This window comes from Nocardia sp. NPDC004860 (genome assembly GCF_040609015.1).
In the GTDB taxonomy this organism is placed as follows: Bacteria; Actinomycetota; Actinomycetes; order Mycobacteriales; family Mycobacteriaceae; genus Nocardia.
In genome coordinates, this window is sequence record NZ_JBEXJI010000003.1 from 507,589 (window position 1) to 529,958 (window position 22,370).

The window sequence follows — 22,370 nt, forward strand, 5'->3', positions numbered from 1 at the left end:
GTGCCATGGCTACCAAGGGCGCTCGCCGTGCTGTCATCGTCGCCGGGGCTCGGACCCCGTTCGTGCGGGCATTCAGCGAATTCACGCGGATGGACTCCATCGACCTCGCCGATAGCGCTGTGCGCGGGCTGCTGGAACGGACCGGGCTGGCCGAGCAGGACGTCCAGGCCATCGTGTGGGGCGGGGTGATCCTGCCCAGCGGCGCACCGAACATCGCGCGGGAGATCGCGCTCGACCTGGAACTGGATCCGGGCTGCGAGGGCTACACGGTGACGCGCGCCTGCGCGTCCGGGCTGCAGGCGGTGGTGTCGGCGGCGGCCGCCATCGAACGCGGCGATTACGACATCATGGTCGCCGGCGGCAGCGACTCCACCAGCAATGCCGAGATCAAGCTGCCGCAGAAGCTGGTGCACGCCGCCGCGCCGCTGGCACTGGGCAAGCCCAAGGCCAAGGACTATCTCACCGCCGCAACCCAATTGGCCCCGTTCTTCGACCTGATGCCGCGCCGGCCCCAGATCGCCGAGCGCACCACCGGTGAGGTCATGGGCGAGTCGGCCGAGAAAATGGCGCGCATCCACGGGATTTCGCGCGGCGCACAGGACCACTTCGCCGCCACCTCGCATCACCGGGCCGCCGCGGCCATCGCCTCCGGCCGCTTCGACCGCGAGGTGGTGCCGGTCCACACGCCCGACGGGACCGCGGTGTCGCGGGACGGACTGGTGCGGCCGGACACCAGCCTGGCCAAACTCTCCAAGCTGGCACCGGTTTTCGCCGAGAACGGCACCGTCACCGCCGGCAATTCCAGCCCGCTCACCGACGGCGCCGCGGCGGTGCTGCTGATGAGCGAGGAGAAGGCGCGCGCGCTCGGCTACGAGCCCCTCGCCGCCTTCCGCTCCTGGAGTTTCGTCAGCGTCGACCCGCGCGACCAGGTGCTGATCGGCCCGGCCGTCTCCATGCCGCGAGCCCTGGACCGGGCCGGAATGTCGCTCGCGGACATCGATTTCGTCGATATCCACGAGGCCTTCGCCGCCCAGACCCTGTCCGTGGTCTCGGCGCTGGCCAGCGACGAATGGGCCAAGACCCGCCTCGACCGCGACGCCGCGGTGGGCGCGATCGACCCGGCCAAGCTCAATGTGCACGGCGGCTCGGTCTCTCTCGGCCACCCCTTCGGCGCGACCGGCGCGCGCATGGTCACCACCATGGCCAACGAACTCGCCCTGACCGGCAAGTCCACCGCCCTGCTCGGCATCTGCGCCGCCGGCGGCATCGGGGCCTCGGCGGTACTGGAGCGGGTCTAGCCGACACGCTTCTGTGCCAACGGGTTTCGGCAGCCGTCGCCCAGCCGGTTCCCGCAGGCCAGGAGGATTCGGACCGGCTCGATCGGGGTCGGCGGGTATGCCAGCGGTTTCGATCCGCGGCCCGGCTCGCCGCGGCCACCAGCGCTGGCCCGGGTCATCCGGGCCGCGCTCGCCGACGCCCGTGCCGCGCCGGGGAGATCGGGATGGTGTTCGCCGACGCGGCCGGAGTCGCGCCGCGACCGGTTGACCGGCATTCCGATCGACATCCCGAACGGCGCGGGTGGAGATTTCCGGGGCAGTGCGCTGGCCGGCGCGGGTGTGGGCGGTGCCATCGGCGGTTACCCGAATGCGCCGCCGCAGTGAGGATCGGCGCGAACACGACTTCGTTCAGGTGAGACCCCGGCTCGCGGATGCGGGCCGGGGTCTTTTGCGTGCTGTGCGGAAATGGTTGGTGGTGAGGTGATGTCGAGTGGGTATTCCCGGGGTGACCGAGATGAGCGGAGGTAGGTCATGGTCGCGAGGACGATGGTCGGCGCCGCGGCACTCGTGGTCGCGGCGGGCGGCTGTGGCGTGGGCAGCGCTGCGGTCGGCATGGGAAGCGCTGGGGCGCTGCCACTTCCGGTGACCGGGTCCGAGGGCGGGCAACCGGTGGCCGACCACGACCTGTATCCGCGACTGCGCAACGCCGAACAGCACGCGGGGGAGCGGTATCCCGTGTACGGGCTGGTGTATTCGGATGCGGCGGTGTGGACTCTGGCGTTCGTGAGCGGCGGGCCGACCGACTACTACACCATCGACGGTGCCCGGGTGGAGCTCGCCGCACCGGCGGGCCGCACTGTGGTGCAGGGCGACGTGTTCACCGGGACCATCACGATCACCGGCAAGCGCGACTCCGGGGATCCGGTGGTGACCCTCGACGATGTCGCGGTCATCGGCCATCGCCCGGCCGAGGCGCTGCGCTGACACCCGGACGGACCGTAGCGGTGTGCGGGTATCCCGTCATCTGAGCAGCGACTCGCCGATCGCGGAAACGGGTCATCGCCGTCAGCCGCACCTATGGTGTGAGTCCGATCGACGGTTTGATCGCGGCCCGATTTCCGGACCCGCCGGATGTGCAGCGCGCCGCCGTGCCGAAGGCGGCCCGGCGGCCGGCCCCCGCGCCGAGCAGCGATACGAATACCAATCCAAGACAACACGATGCGAACGGCTCGGGCGTGGATTGCTGGACGAATCGCGCGCGGCCGCCGGAGGAGCGGATGGAGAGTGTCTTCGCGATCGCCCTCGCGATCACGGCCGCCGTGGCACTGGCCCGGCTCGCCCTGTGGTGTGACGCGCCGCGGACCCGCCCCATCACCGTGGCGCTGTCGCTGCTGGCGATCGGCGCGATCTTCATCGCACCGCAGTGGCGGGACGGCGTCGATTCCGTCTTCGTCACCCGTGGTCTGGCGGGCCTCGTCTCGGATGTGATGCTGCTGGTCGCGGTCTGCCTGCTGTGCGCGCACGTCGCGCGGGTGTGGGACAACGAGTGGCTCCACCGGGCGGCGCTGGTGATCGCGGTCGCCGGCGGTCTCGCGCTCGTCATCGTCCATGCGATCGCCGAGCACGCGGGCGCGCGCCGCGGATACACCGGTCAATTGAGCGGTCCCGCAATGGTCTACGGGATCGTGCTGTCGGTCCTGCTGATCGCGGTGAACGTCGCTCCGCTGATCACGGTGGCGCTGGCGCGCCCGGTCACCCGCGGCCAATTCTGGTTCGCCGCCTCGGCTCTGACCTGGATCGGGCTCGCGGGGCTGCGCGGGGCGGCGACCGCCGACCCGGATGGGTTCGCGGACACGTTCTGGCAGCTGCGGCTGTCGTTGAACACGCTCGTGCTGCTGGCCGGGGCGGGTCTGGGGTTGTCGGATCTGCGGCGCAAGCGCGGGGTCGGGGCGGTAGCGACGGGGCAGCCCGGGCTGTGATGCTCTGCCGGTCACAGGTGACCGGCAGAGCGCTTTCGCACGATCACATCCCGGTGACCGGCAGGTTCGCCGATTCGCCGGCGGTCAGGCCGGTGCGTTCAACTGGATGCCGAGGTCAACGGTGAGGATGCGGCCGATCATGCCGCCGAAGGACGGGCCGACACCGAAGTCGCCGCGGTCCAGGCTGCCGGTGGCGGTGAAGCCGATGGACGGGCGGCCGGTCACGGGATGCGGCCGCAGTCCGTTCCAGGACACGGTCAGGGGCAGCGGCCGGGTCAGCTCGCCGAAGGTGACTTCGCCGTTCACGTCGAAGGATTCGCCGATCCGGATCGGGCCGGGCGTCCGGAAGGTCATGGTCGGCCGGCGCTCCACATCCAGGAAGTCGGCGTGGCGGACGTGGTCGTCGCGTTTGGCATTGCCGGTGTGGAAGGAATCCAGGTGGATGGTGGCCTCGATGGCCGCCGCCCCGGCGTCGTCCACCACGAATCCGGTGTCGAAGCGCCGGAATTCACCGCGCACGCGCAGCAGTCCGAAGTTGCGCAGCGAGAAGCCGACGGTGGAGTTCGCGGCGTCCAGGGTCCAGAGGCCGGGGGTGAGGGCGATACCGGTCGAAGTCGTCATGGCCACGACTGTCGTCCGGTCGCGGGAGCGTAACCAGACCGGCTTGGTCCAGGGACTGCCGGTCCGTGGCTAATCGTCCGTGCGTGGCGTGAATCGTTCCCAGTGCACGGCCGATTCGAGGGGCCGCCGATGGCGCCAGCCGAAGCGCTCGAGGTCCGGGACCTGCTGGAACTCGTCGACCGGGCCGACACAGAGCCAGGCGACCGGTTTCACGCCCGGCGGCAGCGAGAGCAGGTCGGTGAGGAACGGCTCGTCGTAGAAGCTCACCCAGCCCACGCCCACGCCCTCGGCGGTGGCGGCCAGCCACAGGTTCTGGATGGCCAGGATGGTGGAGTAGATGCCGGTCTCCGGCACGGTCGCGCGACCCAGCACGTGGGTGCCGCCGCGCGCCTGATTGTGGGTCACCACGATGCCGGTGCCGCTCTCCACAATTCCTTCGATCTTGATCGGATTGAAGGTCTGGGCGCGATCGGACGGCAGCGAGTCGTGGAACTGCTGCCGCTTCTCGGCCACATGATCGGCGAACGTGGTCAGCGTGGCCGGATCTCGCAGCACCACGAAATCCCACGGCATCGAATTGCCGACGCTGGGCGCCCGATGCGCCGCCTCGAGAATCCGGAGCAGCGTGGTGTCGTCGACCACCTCGCCGGTGAATTCGGCGCGGACATCACGACGCAGTTTGATGGCGTCGTAGACGCTCAGACATTCGGTGGCGCTGACAGGACCTTCGGAACACACGGCGTCCAGTGAACCAGGCCGGAGGTCGACGGGGGTCATCGGCCCATTCCCGCGAAAACGCCCCCTGCCGGAAACTCGGCGGGGGGCGTTTCGGGATGCCGGGTGGCTCAGCCGACCAGGGCCGGTTCGCGCCGGGACAGCTTGCGGCGGCCCTCCCGCAGCGCGGTGCGCAGGCCGCGGCGGCGTCCGGTCATCGGGTCGATGGTGGACTCGCCGCCGAAGATCTTCTCCGACTTGGTTTCCGGAGCGTCGTCGGTGGAGCGGCGCAGGTACTTGTTGGGCAGCGACAGCTTCATGATGGTGCGCCACGACTTGGCGTACTGCACCGGCAGCGAACCCGTGGTGTAGGGCAGGTCGTACTTCTCGCACAGCGCCCGCACCCGCACCGCGATGGCCGACAGATGGTTGGACGGGATGTCCGGGTACAGGTGGTGCTCGATCTGGTGCGAGAGGTTGCCGGTCATGAAATGCATGAGCGGGCCACCGGAGATGTTGGCCGAACCCAGCATCTGCCGCAGGTACCACTCGCCCTGCGTCTCGTTGTCGCAGTCGAACCTGGTGAACTTCTCGGCGCCGTCGGGGAAATGGCCGCAGAAGATGACCGCATTGGTCCACACGTTCCGGACGACGTTCGCGGCCAGATTCGCGGTCAGCGTGCCCAGGAAGGCCGGGCCGGTGAGCAGCGGGAAGATCAGGTAGTCCTTGGCGGCCTGCTTGCCGATCTTCTTCAGAACGGTCTTGCGGTCCTCCTCGAACTGGATGCGCTCGGGCGAACCGGGGGCCCACTTCTTCTTGGCGACCTTGCCCAGTTCCAGATGCTGGATGGCGACACCGTATTCGAAGAACATCTGCAGCAGCAGGTTGTAGACCGGCTGTCCGAGATAGAACGGCGACCAGCGCTGATCGCGGGTGACGCGCAGCAGGCCGTAGCCGATGTCGTCATCCATGCCCAGCACATTGGTGTACTTGTGGTGCAGGAAGTTGTGGGTGATCTTCCAGTGTTCGGACGGGCCCGCGTTGTCCCATTCCCATTTGGTGGAGTGGATTTCCGGATCGTTCATCCAGTCCCACTGCCCGTGCATCACATTGTGGCCGATCTCCATGTTCTCGATGATCTTGGCGGTACCCAGCAGGGCCACGCCGGCCAGCCACGCAGGCGGGAAGAGACTCGCGAAAAGCACTGCGCGGCCACTGATTTCGAGGCCGCGCTGGAGACGGATCACATTGCGGATGTAACGGGCATCCTGCTCGCCCAGGGACGATTCGACCTCACGGCGGATGGCGTCCAGCTCCGCCCCGATCGCTTCGACGTCCTCCGGGGTGAGGTGCGCGTATTCCTTGACATCCGAGATCGCCATGGCGGTTACACTACCGTAGGTTACGGTCCCGTAGGTTGGCGAAGATCGAATCTCTAACGTGTCGAATACCGCATTGTTTTCGTGACTCGACTCTGCTAACGATTGCGTCGGAGTTTACGCGAGAACCAACCTCCGCGTTGTGCTTTGTCGGCGAACGCGGCCTTTTCCGTCCGGGCCTTTTCCTGCAGTGCGGCCTTGGCCTCGCGCAACACCTGCTTCTCGTGCGCGGCCTTCTCCTTGAGCGCCACCTTGGCCTCCTGCATGGCCGACCGCAGCCCGCGCCGCTCACCGGTCTCGGGGTCCAGGCCCCAGCGCGGCTGGTGCTCGGCCAGCCACTCGCTCGCGCTGTGCTCGGCCAGCCATTCGCTGCCGTTCCAGGTCGGCATGGACGGCAGCGAGATGCCCGCGAACTTGCGCTCCGAGGAGGTCTCCGGCGCGTCGTCGGAGGTCCGCTTGAGCCACTGGTCCGGCAGCGCCAGCTTGTGAATCGTGCGGAATGCCAACAGGTATTGCTTGCCCAGCGAGCCGGTGGTGTACGGCAGGTCGTACTTGTCGCACAGCTCCTGCACCTTCACCGAGACCTCGGGATACCGATTGCTCGGAACATCCGGGAACAGGTGGTGCTCGATCTGGTAGCTGAGATTGCCGCTCATGAACGCCATCACCGGGCCGGCATCGAAATTGGCGCTGCCCAGCATCTGGCGCAGGTACCACTCGCCCCGCGTCTCGTTCTCGAACTGCTCCTCGGTGAACTTCTCCGCGCCGTCCGGGAAATGGCCGCAGAAGATGACCGCGTACGCCCACAGATTGCGAATCAGGTTCGCGGTGGCATTCGCCTTCAGCGTCGACTTCCAGGCGCGGCCGGTGAGCGCCGGATAGATCACGAAATCCTTGGCGACCTGCTTGCCGGCCTTGCGCCAGAACGCCTTGTTCGGTTCGTTGACGATGTGGCGCGGGGGGAAGAGCCGGCTCGGGGGCACACCCATCTGCTCCTTGGTGGCCGCCAGATCGTGCAGCGCGATGCCCCACTCGAACAGCGCGGCCAGAAACAGATTCGCCACCGGTTGCGCCAGATTGATCGGCTTCCATTCCTCGTCGCGCGTCATGCGCAGGATGCCGAAGCCCAGATCGTCATCCATGTCGAGGATGTTGGTGTACATGTGGTGCGAATAGTTGTGCGCGGCCTTCCACTGCGCCGAGGTGCCCGTCATATCCCACTCCCAGGTGGTGGAGTGGATCTCCGGGTCGTTCATCCAATCCCATTGCCCGTGGCTGATGTTGTGCCCGAGCTCCATGTTCTCGATGATCTTGGCGACCGACAGCAGTGCGGTGCCGGTCAGCCACGCCCAGCGCTTCTTCGACGCGAAGAGCGTGGCGCGGCCGGCGGCCTCCAGAATCCGTTGCGCCGCAATGGTGCGCCGGATGTAGCGGGCATCGCGTTCACCGAGCGAGTGCTCGATATCGCGCCGAACGGTGTCGAGCTCCTGACCCAGGGTCTCGATATCGGCCGCCGTCAGATGAGCGAATGCCTTGATGTCGGTGATGGCCACCGGCGGTCCTTCCGTGGTTGATCTGCCTCGCACCGCTGCGCGGGTGGTCGGTCCCGATGGGACCGTGTTCAGGCTCGATTGCTATCGAGGGTAGCCGTTCTCGGGCGGGGTCGTCTCACACGGTGTGCGCGTCATACTTCGAGGGTGCAGTCTCCCGCCGCGGCCGAGATGCAGGTCTGGATCTTGTCCCCGGCGCGGTGCTCCTTGCCGTTGCGCAGATCGCGCACATGGCCCTCGGTGACCGTGACGACGCAGGTCTGGCAGATGCCCATGCGGCAGCCGAACGGCATCTGCACGCCCGCGCCCTCACCGGCCTGCAGCAGCGTGGTCGCGCCGTCCACCTCGGCCGAGCGGCCGGCCTTGGCGAAGGTGACGGTGCCGCCCTCAGCGGTGGCGTTGCGCTCGATCTCGAAGCGCTCCACGTGCAGCTTGGACTCCAGACCGGCGGCGGCCCAATGCTTCTCGATCTCGTCCAGCATGGGCAGCGGGCCGCAGGCCCAGACCTCGCGCTCGCGCCAGTCCGGCACCACCTCGTCCAGATCGGCGAGCGCGAACTTGCCCTGCTCGCCGGTGAGGTGCAGGTGCGCGGTGAAACCCGGGTGCCGGTCGTGCATGTCGCGCAGCTCGTCACCGAACATCACGTCGTCGGGGGTGCGGGCGGAGTGGATGTGCATGACATCGGGGACCGCATTGCGGCGATCCAGGGTGCGCAGCATGGCCATGACGGGCGTGATGCCCGAGCCCGCGGTCAGGAACAGCACCTTGGACGGCGCCGGATCCGGCAGCACGAACCCGCCCTGCGGCGCGGCCAGCCGCACGATGGTCCCGGCCGGCACCCCGGAGACGATATGGCTGGACAGGAAGCCCTCCGGCATCGCCTTCACCGCGATGGAGATGAGCCGCCTGCCCTTGTGCGCGCTGTCGCCGGTCCAATCCGGCGGGCAGGTCAGCGAATACGAGCGCCAGTGCCAGCGGCCGTCCACCAGCACGCCGATGCCGATGTACTGGCCCGGCTCGAATTTGAAGTCGAAACCCCAGCCCGGCTTGATCACCAGGGTGGCCGAATCCGCGGTCTCCTTGCGCACCTCCACGATGCGGCCGCGCAGCTCGCGCGCCGACCACAGCGGGTTCACCAGGTGCAGGTAGTCGTCGGGCAGCAGGGGAGTGGTGATGCGGGCCGCGGCGCCGCGCAGCGCGTCGAGGGGAGTCCGTCCGCCGGTGCCGCCTTCGGCCACGGGGGCTTCCAGCCAGTCCCGCAGTCCTCGCACGGAGAACCCACCACTCTTCGATGCCATATCCCGGAACGCTTCCTGTCGTCGTGCGCGCTGGTCAGCGCGTCGTCGTACGCCTGTCGCCCATGTGATGAGCAACCATCACAGCCAGGTTACGGCATCGTAGGTTACGGGGGCTGTGTTGGATTGCCCCTCCGCTTCGCACCGGGGCGGGTTCGCGGCCCTGAGGTCTCGATTCTTCCGTCCTCCGCTTCGCTCCCCCGCTCCAAGGCGGAGGTCGATTCCAGCCGCAGTCCAGAATCGAGACGGCCGCGAACCTGTGGGTTACGCGAACCTGCCTGTGGGATTACAGGAGATCGAGCAAGAAGGGGAGTTCTTGCGCTGCGTACCAGGCGAGCTGGTGGTCCTCGGCGTCGCCGAGCACGAATTCGGCGTCGGCGTCGCCCATGTCGGCGGCGTCGATGACCTCGACGGCCTTGGCGACCTCGGATTCGGCTTCGGCCAGGTCCACGTGGATGGACGCGATGCGGTCGTAGGCGATCGGGCCGGACAGCCGCACCACGGCGTCGTCCAGATCCGGGCGCAGGGTCGCGCCGTCCACATCGGCGGCGATGACGGCGCGACGGAAGACCGGTCCGGCCGGGGCCGGATCCGATTCGTCGCCGGATTCGTCGCCCGCGCGATCGCCGCGGACCTCCGCGGCGGCCTGTTCCTCGGCGAGCAGTCGCAGCGAGGCGCGTGCGGCCTCGGCCATGGCGACCTCGGCCAGCTCCTCGTCGTCGCCGGAGGCATAGGCCTCGCGCAGCGCCGGCGTCACCGCGAAGGCGGTGTCGTTGAGGGCGCGAATCTCGCGGTCGGCGACCAGTTCCCGCAGCATCGGCATCGTGGCCGGGACGTAGACCCGTAGTTTCTTCGAGACGCGGGACGACTCACTGGACGCAGGCACCGAGCATCTCCTCCATCGACTCGTGCACCGAAGCGGTCAGCACCGCGATGTCCGCCATGGCGTCGCGATCGGCGGTGAGTCCGTAGAACACCCGTCCGTCGTAGGACGTGAGCCCGATGCTCAGAGCCTGAAAGCGCAGCAGCGGCGACACCGGGTACATCTCCAGCATCCGCGCGCCGCCGATGTACATGGGCTGCTGCGGACCCGGCGCGTTGGTGATCACCAGATTGAACGTGTGCTCTGCAAAAGTACTCGCCGACCGCACGCTCATGGCATGCAGGCTCGCCGGAGCGAATCCGGCCATGTGCATCAGCGTGCGGGCGCGGACCCCGAGCTGATGCCGGGAATGGGGTTCGGTCGCGTGCTTGATGTGCTCCATGCGGATCACCGGATTCGGTTCGCCCACCGGCAGATCCACCAGCAGCGAGGTGACCTCGCCCGCGGGTTTGAGCTCACCGTTCGGTCCGTCGGCATAGACCGACATGGGGACGACCGCCCGCAGCGCGTCGGCCTCGGTCAGCACCTGCCCGCGTGAGAGCAGCCAATTGCGCAGCGCCCCCGTCACCACCGCGAGGATCACGTCGTTGATGGAGCAGTCGAACCGCTTGCGGATCTTGCGGTAGTCCTCGAGATCCGTGCGCACCACCTCGAACCGGCGATTGCGCGAGGTGCGGGTGTTCAGGGGGCTGTCGGGCGCGCCGATGGCCGCGGTCCGGACCATGGACACCAGCTTCTGCACCGCCTTGCCGGTGGCGTCGACCATGGCGAAGGCCTCGGCCACGTGGTGGCGGGCCACCTCCAGGCCCTCACGCGGCTGGGTGGCCAGGTGCAGCACCGCGCCGAGCAGCAGTTCGAGGTCGGCGGGCTCGCGATGGGCGATCCAGGCGTCGTCGGCGACCTCGCGGGGCGCGGTCGAGGTGTCCAGGATCACATGCCCGATCTCGAGCGCGCTGTCCCCGTCGACCAGGGCGGAATGGGTCTTGGTGAAGATGGCGCAGCGGCCCTCGGACAGGCCCTCGACCAGGTACATCTCCCACAGCGGCCGGGAGGGGTCGAGGGGGCGTGACGCCAGCCGCGCCACCAGGTCGAGCAGCTGCTCGTCGGTACCCGGCTCGGGCAGGGCGGAGCGGCGGATGTGATAGGTGATGTCGAAGTGGCTGTCGTCCACCCACACCGGGCGGCCCAGCGTGAACGGGATCTCCCGCACCTTGCGGCGGTACAGCGGCACCAGCGGCAGCCGCGACTCGACCAGGGTTGCCAGCCGGTCATAATCCAGCGGCCCGTGCCCCGAGTTTCCGGCCGGCGCGGGATTGCGCAGGATGGCCAGGGAACCGATGTGCATGGGGTTGCTGCTGGATTCCAGCCGGTAGAACGACGCGTCCTGGGGCGTCAGTCTGGTGATCACGCTGCCCGCTACTCCCTAGTCCCTGCCTGCGCCCGCAGTGTCCCCCTGCCTAGGCGCCGGCGGTTCTTCCATCAAATGTTGCCGTGGCATTCTTCGAAGGCAAGCTATCGCAATCCGATCACCTGGGGGGATGGATGGGCGGCACTGCCCGAGATCACACACCGTCAGCGGTGTCCCCAGCTCCGGGTGCGCGGGCGCAGGCCTCCGCACGCCGGACCCCCTACATCCTACGTCAGGGGTAACGAATCAGCCTCGGACGCAAGATCATTCGCTGAACGGTCGCCGGCGGCCCCGATCGGCTCCCGGGCAACCGTGCGGGCGGCCCGGTTTCACAGCTTTCCCTCAGCACGCACGCCCTCGCCCGCGCAGTTCAGCACCTACGATGGGCTCCGGATTACCATGGCTAGTGATTGCGCGCCCGCGCGCAGGCTTCCCGCCATGGTGGGGGCTACCGACAACACCGACCAGAGGACTACAAGACCCGTGCCTGCGCTGAGTTTTTCAAGGTTGCTACGGATTGGTGAAGGTCGCACGGTCAAGCGGCTGGCAAGTCTGGCGGACGAGGTCATCGCCCTCGACGAGGAGTACACGGCCCTCACCGACGCCGAGCTGCAGGCCAAGACCGCGGAGTTCCAGCAGCGCTACGCCGACGGCGAGAGCCTCGACGAGCTGCTGCTGGAAGCCTTCGCGACCGCGCGGGAAGCGTCCTGGCGAGTCCTGAACCAGAAGCACTACAAGGTGCAGATCATGGGCGGCGGCGCCCTGCACATCGGCAATGTGGCGGAGATGAAGACCGGTGAGGGCAAGACCCTGACCTGTGTGCTGCCCGCCTACCTCAACGCCATCTCCGGCGAGGGCGTGCACGTCGTCACCGTCAACGACTACCTGGCCAAGCGCGACGCCGAGTGGATGGGCCGCGTGCACCGCTTCCTCGGTCTCGAAGTCGGCGTGATCCTGGGCGGCATGAGCCCGGCCGAGCGTCGCGAGGCGTACGCCGCGGACATCACCTACGGCACCAACAACGAGTTCGGCTTCGACTACCTGCGCGACAACATGACCCACTCGCTGGACGATCTGGTCCAGCGCGGGCACAACTTCGCCATCGTCGACGAGGTCGACTCCATCCTCATCGACGAGGCCCGCACCCCGCTGATCATCTCGGGCCCGGCCGACGCCTCCTCGAAGTGGTACGCGGAGTTCGCGCGCATCGCGCCGCTGCTGAAGAAGGACCTGCACTACGAGGTCGACATCAAGAAGCGCACCATCGGTGTGCACGAGGCGGGCGTCGAATTCGTCGAGGACCAGCTGGGCATCGACAACCTGTACGAGGCGGCCAACTCGCCGCTGGTGAGCTACCTGAACAACGCCATCAAGGCGAAGGAGCTCTACACCAAGGACAAGGACTACATCGTCCGCAGCGGCGAGGTCATCATCGTCGACGAGTTCACCGGCCGAATCCTGGTGGGCCGCCGCTACAACGAGGGCATGCACCAGGCCATCGAGGCCAAGGAGGGCGTGGAGATCCAGCCGGAGAACCAGACGCTGGCCACCATCACGCTGCAGAACTACTTCCGTCTCTACGACAAGCTCTCGGGCATGACCGGTACCGCCGAGACCGAGGCGGCCGAGCTGCACCAGACCTACGGCCTGGGTGTGGTGCCGATCCCCACCAACAAGCCGATGGTCCGTCAGGATCAGTCCGATCTGATCTACAAGACCGAAGAGGCCAAGTTCGCCGCGGTCGCCGACGACATCCAGGAGAAGCACGAGCTGGGTCAGCCGGTCCTGGTCGGCACCACCTCGGTCGAGCGCTCGGAGTACCTGTCCAAGCTGCTGACCAAGCGCGGTATCCCGCACAACGTGCTGAACGCCAAGTTCCACGAGCAGGAAGCGCAGATCGTCGCCGAGGCGGGTCGCCCGGGCGCGGTCACCGTCGCCACCAATATGGCCGGCCGTGGTACCGACATCGTGCTGGGCGGCAACCCGGACATCATCGCCGACATCCTGCTGCGCCGGCAGGGCCTGGACCCGGTGGAGACCCCGGACCAGTACGAGGCCCACTGGCACCCGACCCTCGAGCGGGTCAAGGAGCAGGTGGACGAGGACGCCGAGGCGGTCCGCGACGCGGGTGGCCTCTACGTGCTGGGCACCGAGCGGCACGAGTCGCGGCGCATCGACAACCAGCTGCGCGGTCGTTCCGGCCGTCAGGGCGACCCGGGCGAGTCCCGGTTCTATCTGTCGCTGGGCGACGAGCTGATGCGGCGCTTCAACGGCGCCGCGCTCGAGTCGATCATGACCCGGCTCAACCTGCCCGACGATGTGCCGATCGAGGCCAAGATGGTCTCGCGTGCCATCAAGTCCGCGCAGACCCAGGTCGAGCAGCAGAACTTCGAGATCCGCAAGAACGTCCTCAAGTACGACGAGGTCATGAACCAGCAGCGCATGGTGATCTACGCCGAGCGCGCCCGCATCCTCGAGGGCGAGGACATGGAGGGCCAGGTGCAGGAGATGATCACCGACGTGATCACCGCCTACGTCAATGGCGCCACGGCCGAGGGCTATGTCGAGGACTGGGATCTGGAGAAGCTGTGGGGCGCGCTGAAGACGCTGTACCCCATCGGCATCGACTACAAGGACCTCACCGGGGAGAGCGACGGCGGCGAGGTGGGCGAGCTGACCCGCGAGGAGCTGCTGGACGCGGTGCTCGAGGACGCGCACGCCGCCTACGACAACCGCGAGTCGGAGATCGACGGCCTCGCGGGCGAGGGCAGCATGCGCAATCTGGAGCGCCAGATCCTGCTGAGCGTCCTGGACCGCAAGTGGCGTGAGCACCTCTACGAGATGGACTACCTCAAGGAGGGCATCGGCCTGCGCGCCATGGCGCAGCGCGACCCGCTGGTCGAGTACCAGCGCGAGGGCTTCGACATGTTCGCGGCCATGCTCGACGGCCTCAAGGAGGAGTCGGTCGGCTTCCTGTTCAACCTCCAGGTCGAGGTGCAGCAGCCGCAGCCGGTCGGCGTGAACGTGGCCGCGGGCCTGCAGTCGCCGGTCGGCAACCGCCCGCTCCCCACCGAGGAGGACGCGGCCGCCAACGGCAATGGCGCTCCGGCGGCCCTGCGCGCCAAGGGCATCGACGAGTCCGGTCCGCGCGGCCTGTCCTACTCCGGTCCGGACGAGGGCGGTCATGCCGCCATCCGCAGCGACCGTGACGAGTACGGCCTCGAGGACGGTCAGGGCGGCACCCGCCGCGAGCGCCGGGAGGCGGCCCGCGCCCAGGGCAAGGCCGACCGCGCCCCGCGCTCCAAGCGCCGCCACTGAGCGAAGCGAAACCCACTGCGCCCCGGGTGTTCGCACCCGGGGCGCAGTGTTTTCCGCTCTGGACCAGCGGTTTTCGCGTGGTCATGAAACAGTCACGATCGGTTCGCTGAAATGGGTTCCAGTCCGGTCGCCGTGGGGCGGCCGAGCAGGAAGGAATCACGATCATGCGCAAGACTTTTGCCCTCACCGCCATGGCCCTGGGCATCGCCGGGCTGGGCGCCGCGACCGCGCACGCGGAGACCCTGACGGTCGACGGTAACTACGCCACCGTCGACGCCTGCGCCGCCGACGGCAATGGCGGCCAGTTCCAGGCGGGCGGCGTGCAGCTGCGCGGCGAGGACGGCTGGCAGTGGCGGTGCGATCAGGGCGCCGACGGCCTGTGGTACATGACCATCTTCCGTTGATCGAACGCCGGTCTCCGGCTCGAACGGAAACCGTGCCCTCGGCGAAATCGCCGGGGGCACTGTCGTTTTCGGGAACGAATCAGAGGGCCGATTCCGAAGGAAGCGGACAATTCGGGCGACGGCAGGGTTGCTCGGGTCGGCGTTCGGTGAAATTTCCTGCCGCTCAGGTGTTTCGGCGGCCCGGCAACGGGTATTCGGTCTCTGGGTGCGGTCGTTGCGGCCTGTCGCCGATCCGAATCCCATTCGTACCCTTTTAGCTTCGCCGGGATCGCAATCAAGGGCATTTTTATCGCGCGAACCGGGCTGCGCGTTAATTGAATTACCCCCCTCAAATTTGTGATGTGCGTCATTCGAGACATTTTGTGCCATTTACTCGGCGGTAGCTTGGTTGCGCTCTATTAGCTGGGCTAAATTCCCGGATGTGTGGGAGGACCTGAAGTTTTACGGGCGGGAACCTGAACGGAGCCAGTTGGATCGCGCTCTCGCGGCGGCCCGTTCGGGGCGGGGATCGGCGCTGGTGCTGTATGGCGATCCGGCCATCGGCAAGACCGCGCTGCTGCGCACCGCCATCGATCGCGCCGCCGATTTCCGGGTGCTGCGCTGTCAGGGCATGAGCACCGAATCCGAACTGAATTTCGCTGCCCTGCACGAACTTCTGCTGCCGGTGGCCGACCGGCTGCCGACGCTGCCCACCGCCCAGTCCCGGGCTCTGGGCGTGGTGCTCGGCTTGGACGCCGGTGCGGCCGACGCCTTCCTGGTCGGCGCCGCCCTGGTGCGGCTGCTGTCGGCGCTCGCGGCCGAGGGCCCCCTGCTGCTGGTCGTGGACCAGGCCCGGCTGGTGGATCCGGAGTCGGCGCAGGCGCTCGTGTTCGCCATCCGCCGGCTGACCGCGGCGCCGGTGACGCTGCTGGTGGCGCTGCGCGACGATCCGGCCGACACGCTCTGGCGGGAACTGCCCGCGCTGCCGGTCACCGGCCTGCCCGATGCCGACGCCCGCCGTCTCGTCGCCGAGCGGCACGGCCCGCTGGGCGCGTTGCGGCTGGCCCGGATCCTCGACGTAGCCGGTGGCAATCCGCTGGCGCTGCACGAATTGCCGGATATCGTCGGTGATCTCGCGGGCACCGCGCCCGAGCCGATGGCGCTGGGGCCCGGACTGCGCGCGGCCTTCCGCGATCGCGTCGCCGCGCTGCCCGCCGGGGTGCGCGTGCTGCTGACCGTCGCCGCCACCGAGACCCGCGGCGTGCTGGGTATCGTGACCACCGCCGCGGCGGCCCTCGGCGTCGATGACGCCGCGTGGGAATTCGCCACGGCCGCAGGCCTGCTCACGGTCGGCGACGGCCGGGTGGAACGCACCCACGCCCTGCTGTGCGCCGCCGTTCACGATGCCGCCTCGGCCGCCGAGCGCCGCGCCGCGCAGCTGGCCGTGGCGGACGCGCTGACCGGACCGGGCACGGCGGATCTGCGCATCTGGCACCGGGCCATGGCCGCCGAGTGCCCGGACGAGGAGCTGGCCGCGGCCTTGACCGCTGTTGCCGCCGGCTCGGATCACGGGCACATGACCGCCGCTGCCATGCTGCGGCAGGCCGCCGCCATCACGCCGGATCCGGAGCGGGCGGGGGAGCGGCTGGCCGCGGCCGGTCGATCCGCCTGGGCGGGCGGCGATATCGCCTCCGCGCGCGGCCTGCTCGATCGCGCCACCGCCCGGCTCGGGCCGGAGCGGGCCGCGGTGGCCGGGCGCGGGCTGGCCGGGCTGCTGGAATTCGTTGCGGGAGAACCGGAGCGGGCGAGCCGGCTGCTGCTGCGCGATGCCGAGCTGGTGGATCCCGAGACGGCCGTGCTCCTGCGGATCGACGCCGAACGCGCGCGCTGGGTGGCCGGGCACGGCATCCTCGATCTGGATCCCGCGGAAATAACTGTGCGGGAGGGTATTTCGCGCTTCCACACCATGATCCGGCCGCTGCCGCCGGCGCCGCTGGTGCTGCTGTGGGGAATGGCGGACGCGGCCCTGGAGCCGTACACCCAGGCGGCGGCGTACCTGCGGGGCAGTTCGGCGCCCGCCGCGGTGTCGCTACTACCGCAGCTGGCGATCATCCAGTTCGCCAATGGCCGGTTCGCGGCCGCCGAGCAGACCTTGGCCGAGGCGTTCGAACTGGCCACTGCGGGCGGGGTGGAGAACGTGCTCGCCCAGTGCTGGGCCCTGCGCGCGAAGATCGCCGCGCTGCACGGTGATTCGGACACCGTGCTGGACAGCGCGGACCGGGTGCTGGCGCTGGCGCGGCCGCGCCGGTCGCACGCGCTCATCGCGTCGGCGCACTGGCATCTGGGCTTCCACGCGCTGAGCCTCGGCGATCCGGAGACCGCGTACCTGCGGTTGCGGACCCTGGCCCAGCCGGGGCACGACGCCCGGCATCCGACCTACGCGCGGCTGGCCGCGGTGGAGCTGGTGGAGGCCGCCACCCGGGTCGGCCGGCAGGCCGACGCGCTCGAATACTACGGGGAGATCCGGGATTGGGCGGTGCGGTCCCGCGCGGATTGGGCGCTCTCGGCCGCCTACACCTGCCGGGCCCTGCTGTGCTCCGGCGATCGGGCCGGCCACTACTTCCGGCGTGCGCTGGCCGTCCGGCGCACCCGCCACGATCTGAATCATGTCCGCACCCAGCTGCTCTACGGCAAGTGGCTGCGCCGGGCGCGGCGGCGCGCCGACGCGGCCGAGCAATTGCGCACGGCCGCCGAGGCGTTCGAGGGCATGGGCGCTGCCCAGTGGGTGATGCGCGCCCGGCAGGAACTCGAGCTGACCGGCCGCCGGGCCGCGCCGGTCACCGCGCACGGCGAGACCTCGGTGCTGACGGCGCAGGAGCTGCGGGTCGCGCGGCTGGCGGCGCAGGGCCTGACCAACCGGGAGATCGGGACCGACCTGTTCCTGAGTCCGCGCACGGTGGGCCATCACCTGTCTCGGGTGTTCGGCAAGCTCGGGCTCAGCGGCCGGACCGATCTGGTCGACGTGGATTTCGACAATGGCATGCGAATTGTGCGGCCGCGCTGACGTTCTCGTATCGGAGTGACGCTCCCGGGCGTTATTCCAGGTGGACCGACTCGCCCCAGTAGCGCGGGTCCCAGTTGATGAGGATCATCCCGGCCACGCTGCCCGCGCAGCCACCGCAGGCGTGTACCTGGATCAGGTTGTCCACATCGGTGTCTCCGGCGAGCACGGCGCGGGTGGAAAGCCACACCGCCCGCAGGTGTAGGGCGGCGGGCTTTCCACAGCGCACGCATTCCGGCAGCACGCCGTCCGGATCATTACGCCCTATCCGGACTTCCGGGGTGACGGGCGCGCCGGGTCCGAGGGCGTCATCGAGGAGCGGCGAAAATTCCTTGCGCTCACGGTCTTCCACCTCGGCAGGCTAACTATTTCCGGCGGTGTCCGCACCCTGGGCCGCCAGGATCGGCGACCCCTCCGGCGTCGATCCGGGACGGCGTGGGAACCGGTCGGATCAGTTTCCGGTGGTGGCGGGCGGCGTAGTGCCCGGGGTGGAGGCGCTACCGGTGATCAGCGCCTTGATGACGTTGGTGAGGATCTCGGCCGATCCGGTGGTCGGCGTGGTGGGGGCGGCGCCGTCGGCGGAAGCCAGGCCCGCACCGGCGAACAGCAGACCGGTGGCAGCGGCGGCCACACCCAGAACACGGATCTTGCGCATGAAATCTCCTTGGAATCAATCGAATCAGCGGAAATTGAGCTGATGGCGAATGTTTAGCACGCAATCTTCTGGGAATGCAATGGATATCGAATTGGGCGAGTCGCCCGATTTCGGATCGAATCCGTGCAGCATTTTAGCCGACAGTATACGAATCAAAATCGGTCGCTGTATCGGTCATCGTATCGGTCATCGATGAAAGACTCGGAATCGCATATCTCCCAGTTGATCTCAGCCGATGGGACGGCGGCGACTTCGAGTTTGTCCGGCTCTCGGCCGTCGAGGTAGCTTGCAATGTGCGCGATATCCGGATGCTCCAGGGGAGGGAGCGAGAACAGGCCGAACTGTCTCGTGTATTGAGCGAGGCGCGCGCCGGTCGCGGCGGGGGATTGCTCTTGTGGGGTGAACCGGGAATCGGAAAAACCGCCCTGTTACGCGACGCCGAGCTACGTGCCACCGATTTTCGAGTGGTGACCTGCCGTGGATTTCCCGCCGAATCGGAGCTGGATTTCGGCGCGCTGCACGAACTGCTGCTCTCGCTGATCGATCGGGTCGCCGCGCTGCCCGTCCCGCAGGCGCGGGCCCTGGCCGCGGCTCTCGGCCGGGGCGCCGGGCCGGCCGATCGCTTCCTGGTGGGCGCGGCCCTGGTGACACTGCTGGCGACGGTCGCCCGGGAACGGCCGTTGCTGCTCATCGTCGACGACGCCCAGTGGGTGGACGCCGCGACCGGGCAGGCGCTCACCTTCGCGCTGCGCCGCCTGGGCGCCGGCCGGGTGGCGCTGCTGGCCGCCATGCGTGAATGCCCGGCCACCACGGTGTGGCAGGCGCTGCCCGTGCTGCCCGTCGCACCGCTGACCGAGGAGCACGCGCGACGGCTGCTGGCCCTGCGCTCCGGCGGCATCGGCGAGCCGCGCGCAACGCGCATGCTGCGACTGGCCGACGGCAATCCGCTGGCGCTGCGGGAATTTCCGATCGACTCCGAGGACGGCGCCGGAATCGGTTGCGGACCGGCGCCTTTCGGTCCGCGGCTGCGTGCCGCCTTCGCCGATCGGCTGGCCGCCCTGGAGCCGCGGGTGCGGATCCTGCTGACCGTGGTGGCCGCGGCGGATGCGGGCACGCTGTGCCCGGTCGCGACGGCCGCGACCGAACTCGGTGTCACCGCGGCGGATTGGGAGTCGGCGGTGGCGGCCGGGCTGCTCACGGTTACCGACGGGCGCGTCGAAATGCGGCATCGTCTGCTCTGCGGCGCGGCCTACGACGCCGCGTCCACGGCCGAGCGCCGCACCGTCCACCTGGCCCTGGCCGATGCCCTGCCCGGCCCCGAGAACGCCGACCTGCGCACCTGGCAGCTGGCCGCCGTCCTCGATGGCCCGAATCCCACGCTGGCACAGTCGCTCGCCGACGGTGTCGAGCGGGTGCGGGCCAGCGCCGGAACGCTGGCCGCGGCCGCGGTGCTGCGCCGCGCCGCGGCCATCACCCCGGACCCGGACACCGCCGGAGTGCGGCTGGCCGGAGCGGCCCGATTCGCCTGGGAGGGCGGTGATATCGAGTCGGCGCAGCGTCTGCTCGTTCTCGCCGAGACCCGCACCACGCCCGCCGCCATCGCCGCGGCCAGCGGCGGCCTGTCCGGCCTGCTGGAATTCGTCACCGGCGACCCGGCCCAGGCGCACATCCTGCTGCTGCGTGATGCCGAGGCCGTCCGCGCATCCGCCGCGAGGCCGGAAACCGCTGCCGTGAACCCGGATTCGCGATGGCAGGGCGGCGGCACCGGCCTCGCGGCCGGCCTGCGGCTGCTCGCCGACCGGGCGGCCTGGTCGGTGGGCCGCGCCGCGGACCTGCCGCTGGACGGTCAGCTCGAAGCGGCCGGGGCCACGTCCTCGCCCATCGCGGCCGCGCGTCTGCTGCCGCCGGCCGGGCAATTGCTCGAGTGGGGTCTGGCCGAGCGGGCGCTGGAGCCGTACCTCAGAGTGGCCGGGGGCCTGCGCGATTCGGCCGGCCGGCCGGCCACGCTCGGCGTGCTGCCGCAACTGGCCGTGGTGCAGTTCGCCACCGGTCACTGGGAAGCGGGGGAGAGCACCCTGGCCGAGGCGTTCGACCTGGCCGCGGGCGCGGGCGCGGGCAATATCCTGGCCCAGTGCTGGAACCTGCGGGCCCGGCTGGCCGCCCAGCGCGGCGACGCGGACACGGTGGCCGAGAGCGTGGATCGCGCGCTGGCCCTGGCCCGCCCGCACGCGGTGTCGGCGCTGATCGGCGGCGCGTACTGGCATCACGGCTTCCACTCGCTGACCGCCGGGGATGCCGAGTCGGCCTATCGCCGCCTGCGCGCGCTCTACCTGCCCGGCCACGAGGCCGCGCATCCCACGCTGGCCCGGCTGGCCACCCTCGACACGGTCGAGGCCGCCTGCCGCGTGGGCCGTTTCGACGAGGCGGCCGAGTACGCGGAGCTGATCGCGGCCTGGACGCGGCGCACGCGAGCTCGCTGGGCACTGACGACCGCCTACGCCTGCCGGGCGCTGCTGGCCGACGAAGACCGCGCCGAGCACTACTACCGCCGTGCCCTGGCGGTCGGCGACACCCGGCATACCAGCTTCGGCCGCGCCCGTACCCAGCTGCTCTACGGCAAGTGGCTGCGCCGGGTCCGCCGCCGCCGCGACGCCGCCGAGCAATTGCGCGCCGCCGCCGACGCTTTCGACCTCATCGGCGCCACCGCCTGGGCCACCCGCACCCGCTCCGAGCTGGAGCTCACCGGCACCGGCGTCAAGCCCGGCGCCGGCTCTACACCGCTCACCGCGCAGGAGTCCCAGGTGGCCCGGCTGGCCGCCCAGGGGCTCACCAATCGGGAGATCGGCGCGGAACTGTTCGTCAGCCCGCGCACGGTCGGGCACCACATGTCCCGGATTCTCGAGAAGCTCGGTCTCACCAGCCGTTCCGAGCTGCGGGGCATCGACTTCGACAATGGCATGCGCCTGACGCGCCCGCACTGAGGCGTGGTTCCGGCCGCCGCGAACGCTGACAGCTAATGTCCAGCAGCAATTTTCGGATCAGGTCCGGGTGAGCTCGAACAGCCGGAAACGGCGAGTGCCCGCGAGTCGCTGCTCCATGGCGTAACCCGGCCAGAACTCCAGCGCCCGCCGCCACGCGCGATCCCGTTCGGCGCCCGTCAGCTGCCGCACCTCGACCGGGAACCGTTCCCCGCGGACCAGCAGTTCGGCCCGTTCGGCGCCGCGCAGATTGGCCGACCAGGACGGCTGTTCGGGTAGGCCCCAGTTCGACGAGACGATCAGGAAGCGCTTCTCGTCGTACGGGTCCGGGACGTAGAGCAGGCTGACCGTGCGCGGCAGGCCGGTGCGGCGCCCGGCCACCGTGAGCTGCAGCGCGGGCAGGCCCGCGACATCGAGTATTCCCTTGCGGCCGTGTGTTGCTCGCCGCGTGAAGCGTTCGAGCGCGAACACCCCCGGTGCGATGCGCATGATGGTCCGGTGGCGGGCCAGGCCGCGGCCCAGCCGCGGGAGCGGGTTCCAGCGGGCGGGCGCCTCGGGCCGGCGCCGCCATTCAGCGAATGCCATGCCCCGATTATGTTGCTAGGGCGCCCAGCGCGCCCGATCCCAGTCGTCCTGCCAATCGTGCGCGCCGGCCGGGGACCGGTCGTCCCGATGCACGGGCGGCAGGGTCTCGTCCTGGTCCCGCGGCCCGGAATCGTCCTGTTCCCGCCCCGATCGATCGGCCTCGTCGGGTGCGGGCCGGACATCGCTGTGCCGCCGCCCGTTGGCGTGCCGCAACTCGGGAAGTTCTTCGCTCATGACCATCCCTTCGTGCCGGTTATGCACAAAAGGTATCGAATGGGCGATTT

At 69.3% G+C, this 22,370-nt stretch carries 18 protein-coding genes; 7 read left to right on the forward strand and 11 right to left on the reverse strand.

Annotated elements, in window-relative coordinates:
• Nucleotides 1-5: 5 nt before the first annotated feature.
• The 3 genes from ABZV44_RS09980 (at nt 6) to ABZV44_RS09990 (ending at nt 3,256) form a co-directional block, all read left to right on the forward strand.
• Entirely contained in the window at nt 6-1,298 is a 1,293-nt protein-coding gene (locus ABZV44_RS09980; protein WP_354833949.1) for an acetyl-CoA C-acyltransferase, read from the forward strand.
• A gap of 510 nt (nt 1,299-1,808) precedes the next feature.
• Nucleotides 1,809-2,261 carry a hypothetical protein gene (locus tag ABZV44_RS09985; protein WP_354833951.1) on the forward strand — a complete coding sequence of 151 codons (453 nt, stop codon included), beginning with the start codon at nt 1,809-1,811 and terminating at the stop codon, nt 2,259-2,261.
• Nucleotides 2,262-2,554: 293 nt separating this feature from the next.
• Entirely contained in the window at nt 2,555-3,256 is a 702-nt protein-coding gene (locus tag ABZV44_RS09990; RefSeq protein ID WP_354833953.1) for a hypothetical protein, read from the forward strand.
• An 84-nt stretch (nt 3,257-3,340) separates the two neighbouring features.
• Here ABZV44_RS09990 and ABZV44_RS09995 read toward each other — a convergent pair whose 3' ends face one another.
• The 7 genes from ABZV44_RS09995 to ABZV44_RS10025 form a co-directional block, all read right to left on the reverse strand.
• A complete protein-coding gene (locus ABZV44_RS09995; RefSeq protein ID WP_354833955.1) occupies nt 3,341-3,877 on the reverse strand; it encodes a YceI family protein in 537 nt (178 codons plus the stop codon).
• Between the two features lie 69 nt (nt 3,878-3,946).
• The gene (gene bluB / locus ABZV44_RS10000; protein ID WP_354833957.1) at nt 3,947-4,615 is read right to left on the reverse strand and encodes a 5,6-dimethylbenzimidazole synthase; all 669 of its coding nucleotides are present in this window, start codon (nt 4,613-4,615) and stop codon (nt 3,947-3,949) included.
• A 107-nt stretch (nt 4,616-4,722) separates the two neighbouring features.
• Nucleotides 4,723-5,973 carry an acyl-CoA desaturase gene (locus tag ABZV44_RS10005; protein WP_354833959.1) on the reverse strand — a complete coding sequence of 417 codons (1,251 nt, stop codon included), beginning with the start codon at nt 5,971-5,973 and terminating at the stop codon, nt 4,723-4,725.
• Nucleotides 5,974-6,068: 95 nt separating this feature from the next.
• Nucleotides 6,069-7,523 (reverse strand): fatty acid desaturase, encoded by a 1,455-nt coding sequence (locus tag ABZV44_RS10010; RefSeq protein WP_354833961.1) that lies wholly within the window; start codon nt 7,521-7,523, stop codon nt 6,069-6,071.
• Nucleotides 7,524-7,654: 131 nt separating this feature from the next.
• Nucleotides 7,655-8,818 (reverse strand): ferredoxin reductase, encoded by a 1,164-nt coding sequence (locus ABZV44_RS10015; protein ID WP_354833963.1) that lies wholly within the window; start codon nt 8,816-8,818, stop codon nt 7,655-7,657.
• 283 nt (nt 8,819-9,101) lie between these two features.
• Nucleotides 9,102-9,638, reverse strand: a complete 537-nt coding sequence (locus ABZV44_RS10020; protein ID WP_354834135.1) for a hypothetical protein — start codon at nt 9,636-9,638, stop codon at nt 9,102-9,104.
• 46 nt (nt 9,639-9,684) lie between these two features.
• Entirely contained in the window at nt 9,685-11,106 is a 1,422-nt protein-coding gene (locus ABZV44_RS10025; protein WP_354833965.1) for a wax ester/triacylglycerol synthase family O-acyltransferase, read from the reverse strand.
• A 483-nt stretch (nt 11,107-11,589) separates the two neighbouring features.
• On the opposite strand from ABZV44_RS10025, the gene secA reads away from it, so the two are divergent.
• The 3 genes from secA to ABZV44_RS10040 all read left to right on the forward strand — a co-directional run bounded on the left by secA (nt 11,590) and on the right by ABZV44_RS10040 (nt 17,871).
• Nucleotides 11,590-14,424 (forward strand): preprotein translocase subunit SecA, encoded by a 2,835-nt coding sequence (secA, locus tag ABZV44_RS10030; protein ID WP_354833967.1) that lies wholly within the window; start codon nt 11,590-11,592, stop codon nt 14,422-14,424.
• Between the two features lie 164 nt (nt 14,425-14,588).
• Nucleotides 14,589-14,828 (forward strand): hypothetical protein, encoded by a 240-nt coding sequence (locus tag ABZV44_RS10035; RefSeq protein WP_354833969.1) that lies wholly within the window; start codon nt 14,589-14,591, stop codon nt 14,826-14,828.
• Nucleotides 14,829-15,249: 421 nt separating this feature from the next.
• On the forward strand, nt 15,250-17,871 hold the full coding sequence (locus ABZV44_RS10040) for an AAA family ATPase (protein ID WP_354833971.1): 2,622 nt from the start codon (nt 15,250-15,252) through the stop codon (nt 17,869-17,871).
• A 31-nt stretch (nt 17,872-17,902) separates the two neighbouring features.
• Here the strand turns inward: ABZV44_RS10040 and ABZV44_RS10045 are convergent, their stop codons facing one another.
• Together ABZV44_RS10045 and ABZV44_RS10050 are read right to left on the reverse strand one after the other, a co-directional pair.
• The gene (locus tag ABZV44_RS10045; protein WP_354833973.1) at nt 17,903-18,220 is read right to left on the reverse strand and encodes a hypothetical protein; all 318 of its coding nucleotides are present in this window, start codon (nt 18,218-18,220) and stop codon (nt 17,903-17,905) included.
• Between the two features lie 99 nt (nt 18,221-18,319).
• The gene (locus ABZV44_RS10050; protein WP_354833975.1) at nt 18,320-18,523 is read right to left on the reverse strand and encodes a chaplin; all 204 of its coding nucleotides are present in this window, start codon (nt 18,521-18,523) and stop codon (nt 18,320-18,322) included.
• Between the two features lie 308 nt (nt 18,524-18,831).
• On the opposite strand from ABZV44_RS10050, the gene ABZV44_RS10055 reads away from it, so the two are divergent.
• Nucleotides 18,832-21,504, forward strand: coding sequence for an AAA family ATPase (locus tag ABZV44_RS10055; RefSeq protein ID WP_354833976.1), 2,673 nt, complete (start codon nt 18,832-18,834; stop codon nt 21,502-21,504).
• 57 nt (nt 21,505-21,561) lie between these two features.
• Here the strand turns inward: ABZV44_RS10055 and ABZV44_RS10060 are convergent, their stop codons facing one another.
• Together ABZV44_RS10060 and ABZV44_RS10065 are read right to left on the reverse strand one after the other, a co-directional pair.
• The gene (locus tag ABZV44_RS10060; protein WP_354833978.1) at nt 21,562-22,086 is read right to left on the reverse strand and encodes a nitroreductase family deazaflavin-dependent oxidoreductase; all 525 of its coding nucleotides are present in this window, start codon (nt 22,084-22,086) and stop codon (nt 21,562-21,564) included.
• A gap of 15 nt (nt 22,087-22,101) precedes the next feature.
• Nucleotides 22,102-22,320 carry a hypothetical protein gene (locus ABZV44_RS10065; protein WP_354833980.1) on the reverse strand — a complete coding sequence of 73 codons (219 nt, stop codon included), beginning with the start codon at nt 22,318-22,320 and terminating at the stop codon, nt 22,102-22,104.
• Nucleotides 22,321-22,370 lie beyond the last annotated feature (50 nt).

Bases quoted from the DNA above. Each gene is read 5' to 3' on its own strand.
- ABZV44_RS09980 (WP_354833949.1), top strand. From the start codon at position 6: ATGGCTACCAAGGGCGCTCGCCGTGCTGTCATCGTCGCCGGGGCTCGG.
- ABZV44_RS09985 (WP_354833951.1), top strand. From the start codon at position 1,809: ATGGTCGCGAGGACGATGGTCGGCGCCGCGGCACTCGTGGTCGCGGCG.
- ABZV44_RS09990 (WP_354833953.1), top strand. From the start codon at position 2,555: ATGGAGAGTGTCTTCGCGATCGCCCTCGCGATCACGGCCGCCGTGGCA.
- ABZV44_RS09995 (WP_354833955.1), bottom strand. From the start codon at position 3,877: ATGACGACTTCGACCGGTATCGCCCTCACCCCCGGCCTCTGGACCCTG.
- ABZV44_RS10005 (WP_354833959.1), bottom strand. From the start codon at position 5,973: ATGGCGATCTCGGATGTCAAGGAATACGCGCACCTCACCCCGGAGGAC.
- ABZV44_RS10015 (WP_354833963.1), bottom strand. From the start codon at position 8,818: ATGGCATCGAAGAGTGGTGGGTTCTCCGTGCGAGGACTGCGGGACTGG.
- ABZV44_RS10020 (WP_354834135.1), bottom strand. From the start codon at position 9,638: ATGCCGATGCTGCGGGAACTGGTCGCCGACCGCGAGATTCGCGCCCTC.
- ABZV44_RS10035 (WP_354833969.1), top strand. From the start codon at position 14,589: ATGCGCAAGACTTTTGCCCTCACCGCCATGGCCCTGGGCATCGCCGGG.
- ABZV44_RS10050 (WP_354833975.1), bottom strand. From the start codon at position 18,523: ATGCGCAAGATCCGTGTTCTGGGTGTGGCCGCCGCTGCCACCGGTCTG.
- ABZV44_RS10055 (WP_354833976.1), top strand. From the start codon at position 18,832: ATGCTCCAGGGGAGGGAGCGAGAACAGGCCGAACTGTCTCGTGTATTG.
- ABZV44_RS10060 (WP_354833978.1), bottom strand. From the start codon at position 22,086: ATGGCATTCGCTGAATGGCGGCGCCGGCCCGAGGCGCCCGCCCGCTGG.
- ABZV44_RS10065 (WP_354833980.1), bottom strand. From the start codon at position 22,320: ATGAGCGAAGAACTTCCCGAGTTGCGGCACGCCAACGGGCGGCGGCAC.